This window comes from Microbacterium sp. Leaf351 (assembly GCF_001423825.1).
Lineage (GTDB): Bacteria > Actinomycetota > Actinomycetes > Actinomycetales > Microbacteriaceae > Microbacterium > Microbacterium ginsengisoli.
This window is the reverse complement of record NZ_LMPK01000023.1, coordinates 84,484-92,049: the sequence shown is the minus strand read 5'-3', so window position 1 is coordinate 92,049 and position 7,566 is coordinate 84,484. Positions and strand designations below refer to the sequence as shown.

The window sequence follows — 7,566 nt, the reverse complement described above, 5'->3', positions numbered from 1 at the left end:
CGAAGAGCGGCGCATCGGTGCGGCCGATGAGGCGCCACCCGCCGGGCGTCGCGCGCGGATAGGCGCCGCTGAACGCCCCCGCGAGCCCGACGCTCCCGACCGGCACCCGCGTGCGGGGGGCGTCGAGGCGCGGGACGTCGAACGGCCAGTCCGCACGCACCAGGTAGCCGAACCCGGGAGCGAACCCGGTGAAGGCGACCATCCACTCCGCTCCCGTATGCGCGGCGACGAGCGCGGGCGCATCGACTCCGAGAAGTCGCGCCGTCTCATCGAGATCGTCGCCGTCGTAGACGACCTCGAGCACTGTGACCGCCGCGGGAGCGGCGTCGCGCGGCGGGGAGGCCGCGGCATCCGTCACCCATCGGGCCACCGCGGCACGCGTGGTCGCGCGCGGATCGAACCGCACCAGCACCGTGCGCGCCGCCGGCACCAGCTCGTGCACACCCGGAACGACGGATGCCGCGAGCGACGCGTGCAGCGCCAGCGCGGCGTCGAGCGTGTCGACCTCGACGAGCACGGCCGCCTCGCCCATCGGCCGGAGCGTCGGCATCGCCGTCACCAGTCCGCGCGCACGACGATGCCCGCGGACGACAGTGCGGCGCGCACGGCCCGCGCCATGTCCACGGCCTCGGGGGTGTCGCCGTGGAGGCAGAGGGATGCGGCATCCGTCGTCACCGTCGTGCCGTCGACGGCGGCGACCCGGCGCTCGTCGACGAGGCGCACCGCGCGGCGTGCGACCTCGGCCGGATCATGCAGGAGATCGCCGGGCTCGCCGCGGGGAACGAGGTCGCCCGAGGGGAGGTGTCCGCGGTCGAGGAACGCCTCCCTCACGAAGGGCAGGCCGGCAGCAGCACTCGCGGCGGCGAGCGCGTCGCCGAGCGCGAGCACGGGAAGGGGGCGACCGAGCTCCGCTGAGAGGTCGGCGACCGCGGCGACGACCGCGGTCGCGACGAGCGGGTCGGATCCGGCCGCGTGGTACAGCGCGCCGTGCGGCTTGACATAGCGGAGGTCGGCGCCGGCGGCCCGCAGCGCCGTCAGCTGACCGGCGACGCTGGCGCGCAGATCGGCGGGGGCCATCTCGAGCCGCACCCGGCCGAAACCCGGCCGATCCGGATACGACGGATGCGCCCCGACCGCCACCCCGAACCGCGCCGCGCGCTCGACGGACGCCGCCATCGACGCGGCATCCCCCGCGTGCCCGCCGCACGCGACGTTCGCCGACGAGATCACGGCGAACATCGCCTCGTCGTCGGCGGTCGGCACCCCGTCGACCGTCTCGCCGAGGTCGGCGTTGAGGTCGATCGCGCGCATGCGCCCACGGTAGCGGGTGGGTTGCGGGGCGGGGCGAGGTGGTTGGGTTGCGGCGGGGCGGCACAGCGGGGTGGGGCGGCACTGCGGTGGCACGGAGCCGGGACGGGCGGGGACCCCGTCATGGCTGCGCAACGTCGGAACTTCTCGCCGACACCCCGGGGGCAGGATGTCGCACGTCGGCGAGCCGGGCGAAGGTTCCGACGTTGCGAGGCGGGGGTGGCACAGCGGGCCGAGCGGGGCAGGCGCGCGCCGAGCGGGCAGTCCGGCCGGCCCTCACCGCGAGACCACCCGCCCCGCCCGGGTAGCCTCGACCCATGGCCCGCGCGACTGTCGAACTGCCTCCGCAGGCGCGGCTGAGCGACGGCACCATCGCCCGCATCGTGCCGTCCGCGTACGTCTCGGGGTATGAACTCGAGGTCGACGGCACACCGCAGTCGCACGTCGACCTCGAGGATCCCTCGCACCTGCACTTCGAGTACGTCGCCCGTATGGGCGCGGTGATCGACAGATTGCGGATGCCGCGGCAGCCCCTCACGGCGGTGCACCTCGGCGCCGGCGCGCTGACCCTGCCGCGCTACATCGCGCACACCCGGCCGGGGTCGCGCCAGCAGGTCATCGAGCTGGAGCCGGCACTCGTCGACCTCGTGCGCGAGAACCTGCCGTTTCCGCGCGACGCGTCGATCCGCACCCGCATCGGCGATGCCCGCGAGGGGCTGGGGCGCCTCCCCGCCGGGCTCGTCGGCCAGGTCGACCTGGTCGTCTCCGACGTGTTCGCCGGCGCCCAGACGCCCGCACACCTCACCACCGTCGAGTTCTACCGGGCCGCGGCATCCCTGCTCGCCCCCGACGGGGTGCTCCTCGTCAACGTCGCCGACGGTGCGGGGCTCCACCACGCCCGGCGTCAGGTCGCGACGGTCGAGGCTGTGCTCGAGAACGTGATCGTGCTCGCCGAGGTGCAGGTGCTGAAGGGCCGCCGGTTCGGCAATCTCGTCGTGGCCGCCTCGGCCGCCCCGCTCCCGATCGAATGGCTGCCGCGGCTGATGGCTGCCGGTCCGCATCCGGCGAAGGTCGCGCACGGCGATGAGCTGCGCGCGTTCGTGCGCGACGCACGGCCCGCCACCGACGCGGATGCCTCGCCGTCACCGAAGCCCGCGGCATCCCTCTTCGAACGCTGACCACCCGCGCACGGCGGCACCGCCTGCGAAGGGCGTCCGGCGCGAGCGCACGATCACGTGCGCACCGCATTCCGTGCGCGAACCGCGACTGCCGCCGCCGCACGCATCACCCCCGCGCGGCAGCCCGCCCGCCCGCGAACCGCGCCCCGCCACCACACCCGGCTGTCGCCGCCCGACCGGGGGAGACAGCGCCCAGACAGCGCCGCGACAGCGGCGAGGTCGAGGGTGGAGCCATGACGAACTCCTCCCCCACCGAATGGGCGGTCGAAGCCGATGGACTCGTGAAGGTCTTCGGGCAGAACCGTGCCGTCGACGGCGTCGACCTGCGGGTGCGCACCGGGACGGTCTACGGCGTGCTCGGGCCCAACGGCGCCGGCAAGACCACCACCATCAACATGCTCGCGACCCTGATGCGCCCCGACGGCGGCAGCGGCCGCATCTTCGGCCATGACGTCGTGCGTGAACCCCAGGTCGTGCGCCAACTGATCGGCGTGACGGGCCAGTTCGCGTCCGTCGACGAGACCCTGTCGGCCACCGAGAACCTCATGATCTTCGCGCGCCTCCTCGGCCTCAGCCGGGCCGACGCGAAGCGCAAGTCCGAGGAACTCCTCGAGCGCTTCGCCCTCACCGACGCCGCCCGCCGCCCGCTGAAGAAGTTCTCCGGCGGCATGCGCCGGCGGCTCGACCTCGCGGCATCCCTCATCGCCCAGCCGCCGCTGATCTTCCTCGACGAGCCCACCACCGGACTCGACCCGCGCACGCGCGGCCAGATGTGGGACACCATCCGCGACCTGGTCGCCAGCGGGTCGACGGTGCTCCTGACCACCCAGTACCTTGACGAGGCCGACCAGCTCGCCGACCGCATCGCGGTGATCGACCGCGGCCGCGTCGTCGCCGAAGGCACGAGCGATGACCTGAAGGCGTCGGTCGGCACGTCGTCGCTGCAGCTGCGGCTCGCGGACGCGAACGACACCGGCGAGGCGCTGCAGGTGATCGAGCGCGTGCTCGGCGTGCGCGGGACGCTCTCGCCCGAGTCCGCCCGCATCACCGCACCGATGGGCGACGCCGACCGAGTCACCGATCTCCTCGTGACCCTGCGCGAGCACGGCGTGGCCCTCGCCGAGCTCAGCGTGCAGAAGCCCACCCTCGACGAGGTCTTCCTCGCCATCACCGGCCACGGGGCATCCGATGCCGACGACGCCGGTGCCGACCAGAAGCAGGAGGTGTCCGCATGACCGCCCTCGGCACCGCCCCGATCGTCCCCGCATCGGAGCGCACCCTCAAGAACCACACCAGCCTCCGCCAGACCCTCGCGAACACGTTCACGATGGCCTACCGCGGACTCGTGAAGATCCGCCGCACGCCCGAGCAGCTGTTCGACGTGACGTTCCAGCCGATCATCTTCACGCTGATGTTCGCGTACATCTTCGGCGGCGCGATCGCCGGTGACGTGCAGAACTATCTGCCGCAGCTGATCCCCGGCATCCTCGTGCAGACCGTCATCACGACCTCGGTCGTCACCGGCACGCAGCTGCGCGAGGACATGGACAAGGGCGTGTTCGACCGGTTCCGCTCGCTGCCGATCGCGCGCATCGCGCCGCTGTCGGGCGCGCTCCTGGCCGACACGCTGCGCTACGCGATCGCGACCACTCTCGTGTTCGTCATGGGCGTCATCATGGGCTACCGCCCGGGCGGCGGGTTCGGCGCCGTGGTGGTGTCGGGCATCCTCGTGATCGTCTGCTCGTGGGCGATCAGCTGGATCTTCGCGTTCTTCGGCGTCATCGCCCGCACCGCGTCGAGCGTGCAGGGCATCTCGATGCTGGTGCTCTTCCCGCTCACGTTCCTCTCGAACGCGTACGTCCCGACCTCGACCCTGCCCGACTGGCTCGCCTGGTTCGCGAACATCAACCCGATCTCGCACCTCGTCACGGCGGTGCGCGACCTCGCCAACACGGGCACCATCAGCGGTGACCTGTGGGTGTCGTTGCTCGGCGCCGCGGTGATCGTGGCGGTGTTCGCGCCGCTCACGGTGCGCGCCTACATGCGCAAGGCCTGATCGGGCGGCGCGAGGGGGTGGATGCCGCGGCATCCACCCCCTCGTCGTGTCCCCGGACGCGCAGGCTCCGGGGGAGAAGAGCGCGGCGCTCAGCCGCGCAGGATCGTGAACGACCGCTCTGCGCGACCCTCCCGCGGCTGCTCGCGCTCGGCCGACCGGGCACGCGCGACCGCATCGGCCCCCGCGATCCGCTCGGCGCGGGCGAGGTGCGCGTCGAGACGCAGGCTCGGGAAGTCCTGGCGCACGCCGCAGCTCTCGGCGAGCGCGAGCGCGGCGAGTGCGGCCTCGGCGAGCCCGGGCTGGTCGAGCGCCCACGCCGACCACCCCAGCAGCACCGTGCCCAGCACCGGGTGGTCGGTCAGCTGCGGGCGCACCCGGGCGTTGACGATCGCGCGCACCCGCAGCCGCCGCGCCCACAGCGCCCGCCGTTCGGGCGTGCCGGTGCCGTCGATCGACGCTGCCGACAGGGCCGCGCCCAAGGTGATGAGGTACCAGGGGGAGTTGCGCTGATCGCCCGACACGAAGGTGTCGATCGCGCGCGCGAACTCGTCGGCGGAACGGTCGGTGTCCCCCTCCGCACGATCGGTCTCGGCGAGACCGAACCAGCCGATCGAGGCGATCTCGCGGTCGGCGCCCGGAACCTCGGCCGCCTCCACGAGCGCGGCGAACCGCGCACGCGCCTCGTCGAACCGCCCCAGGCCGATGAGGTTGCCCGCCACCACCCACCCCTGCTGACGCACCTGCTCGTCGGCGCCGAACACACGGAACCCCTCCGCGGCACGCTCGAACCACTCGAGCGCGTCGGCGGCGGCACCGACCTGGCTCGACAGCTCCGACACCGACGACGCGGCCGCCGTCGCGAGCCACCGCACACCGCCGGCGGTCGCGATGTCCCATGCGCGCCGCGACGCGGCGAGCGCGATGGCGTGGTCGCCGTCGTTCTCGGTCGCCTGCGCCCGCACGAGCTCTCCGAGAGCGGCGACGGACGGGTCCGACGAGGCCCGCAGGCGCCCGATCGCGGCATCGAACGAGACGCGATCGCGGGTGGCGAGGATGACGTCGGCGAGCCCCGCGAACACCGGCGAGATGGGCGCGCGACGCCGACGGAACAGGGCCAGGCGCGCGAGCGGCCGGGCGGCCGGCACCCGAGTGGTGATCAGGGCGAACGCCGCTGTTCCGGTGAGCAGCACCGCCGCGGCATCCGGCGGCACCGCATCGTCGCGAACCCGGCCCATCGCCTCGATCGCGACCGTGCCGAAGGAGGTCAGCTCGGTGATCGACCCGCGCACCAGCCAGGTCTGCACGAGCAGGGCGTAGACGGTCACGACCGTGGCGTCGTCGCCGGATGCCGCGGCCCGCCGCGTCACGCTCACGAGGTTGTCGTGCTCGGCGAAGATCTCGGCGTGCACCCGCTCGTCGAACGCGGTCGCGAGACGCTCGGCCGCGAAGGCGACCGCCCATCGGGCGACCGCGTCGAGGGCGTCGTCGTGCGCATCGGGGCCGAGGCGCGACATCCCGAACTCGCGCACCGTCTCGAGCATGCGGAACCGCACCGCACCCGTCTGCGGGTCGTCGGCGGCGATGAGGAGGGAGTGCGAGACGAGGCGCTCGAGCACGTCGTCGGCGCCGGGCACACCGATCACGCTCGCGGCGGCCTCCGCGGCGAAGCCGGCGGGGAAGACGGCCAGGCGCTCCCACGCCCGCTGGGCGGAGGCGTCGAGCAGGTCCCAGCTCCACGCGATCACGGCCTCGAGGGTGCGGTGGCGCTCGGGGGCGTCGCGGGGTCCGGTGGTGAGGATCGCGAAGCGGTCGCCGAGGCGCTGCTCGATCTGCTCGGGGGTCATCGTGCGCACGCGGGCCGCGGCGAGCTCGATCGCGAGCGGCAGGCCGTCGAGGTGGGTGCACAGTCGCGCGACGACGACCGGGTCGAGCCGCGCACCCGGACGCACCGCGCGAGCGCGCTCGACGAACAGACGCACCGCGGGGGCATCGACGTCGTCGGCGATCGGCAGCGGGTCGAGCGCGAGCACGACCTCGCCCGACACGTCGAGCGGCGTGCGGCTCGTGGTGAGCACGCGCAGCCCCGGCGCCGCCCGCACGACATCGGCGACCCACGCCGCCGCCCCGGCCACGATCTGTTCGCAGTTGTCGAGCACGACCAGCGTGTGCCGCTCGCCGATCATCGCGAGCACGCGGGCGCGCAGATCGGGGCGCGGCGCCTGGTCCGACAGCCGCCCGCTCGTCGCCGCCTCGGTGATGCCCAGGGCCGCGGCGATCGCGAACGGCACATCCTCGTCGGTGCGCACGCCCGCGAGCGGCACGACGGCGACGAGGTCCGCATCGGATGCCGCGGCCGCCGCCTGCGCGAGCCGGGTCTTGCCGAGCCCGCCGGCGCCGAGGATCGTCACGATGCGCGCCTCGGCGAGCAGGGTGGCGACCGCCGCGAGGTCGCCGTCACGTCCGATGAGCGGCGTCGGCGCCGAGCGAAGACCGATGCGCACGCGCCCGGCGACGGGGGCGTCCTCGCGCAGCAGCGCCGCGTGGGCCGCCACGAGGGCGGGGCCGGGCGAGGAGCCGAGATCGTCGCGCAGGCGCGCCCGGTGCGCCGCGAAGACCGCGAGCGCATCAGACGTGCGGCCGGCGGCCCGCAGCGAGGCGAGGAGCCCCGCCGCCGCCTCGTCGTCATAGGGCTGCGCGTCGTGCAGCGCCCGCCAGGCCGGAACGGCGTCGGCGGCGCGTCCGGTCGCATCGAGCGTGCGGGCGCGCTCGCGCCGCAGGGCGTCACGCAGACGAGCGGATGCCGCGCGCAGCGCGTCCGCCGCCGGGGCGTCGCCGAGATCCCCGCCCACCTCGCCCCGCCAGAGCGCGAGAGCGTCATCGAGCGCGGTCAGGCGCGCGGCATCCGTGAGCGGCAACCCGACGGCGTCGTCATGGCGCGCCTGTGCGCACACCAGATCGACGGCGTCCGGCGCGATCGCGTAGCCCGCGGCATCGCTGCGGATGATCTCGACGCCCGCGACCTGC

General features: G+C 74.2%; 6 protein-coding genes. 3 read left to right on the top strand and 3 right to left on the bottom strand.

Features of this window, described 5'->3' with window-relative positions:
• Together ASG00_RS14480 and pxpA are read right to left on the bottom strand one after the other, a co-directional pair.
• The coding region (locus ASG00_RS14480; protein ID WP_235559444.1) for a 5-oxoprolinase subunit B family protein at positions 1–532 on the bottom strand (532 nt) is incomplete at its 3' end.
• Between the two features lie 23 nt (positions 533–555).
• Entirely contained in the window at positions 556–1,311 is a 756-nt protein-coding gene (gene pxpA / locus ASG00_RS08125) for a 5-oxoprolinase subunit PxpA (protein ID WP_056208347.1), read from the bottom strand.
• A gap of 314 nt (positions 1,312–1,625) precedes the next feature.
• Between pxpA and ASG00_RS08120 the strand changes: the two genes are divergently transcribed.
• From ASG00_RS08120 to ASG00_RS08110, 3 genes are all read left to right on the top strand, one after another.
• Positions 1,626–2,486, top strand: coding sequence for a spermidine synthase (locus ASG00_RS08120; protein ID WP_056208344.1), 861 nt, complete (start codon positions 1,626–1,628; stop codon positions 2,484–2,486).
• 233 nt (positions 2,487–2,719) lie between these two features.
• Entirely contained in the window at positions 2,720–3,721 is a 1,002-nt protein-coding gene (locus ASG00_RS08115) for a daunorubicin resistance protein DrrA family ABC transporter ATP-binding protein (protein WP_045247439.1), read from the top strand.
• Positions 3,718–4,542 (top strand): ABC transporter permease, encoded by an 825-nt coding sequence (locus ASG00_RS08110; RefSeq protein WP_045247438.1) that lies wholly within the window; start codon positions 3,718–3,720, stop codon positions 4,540–4,542. The genes ASG00_RS08115 and ASG00_RS08110 overlap by 4 nt, the downstream gene beginning before the upstream one ends.
• Before the next feature lie 89 nt (positions 4,543–4,631).
• On the opposite strand, the gene ASG00_RS08105 is transcribed toward ASG00_RS08110, so the two are convergent.
• On the bottom strand, positions 4,632–7,566 hold a 2,935-nt coding region (locus ASG00_RS08105), incomplete at its 5' end, for an ATP-binding protein (RefSeq protein WP_082483150.1).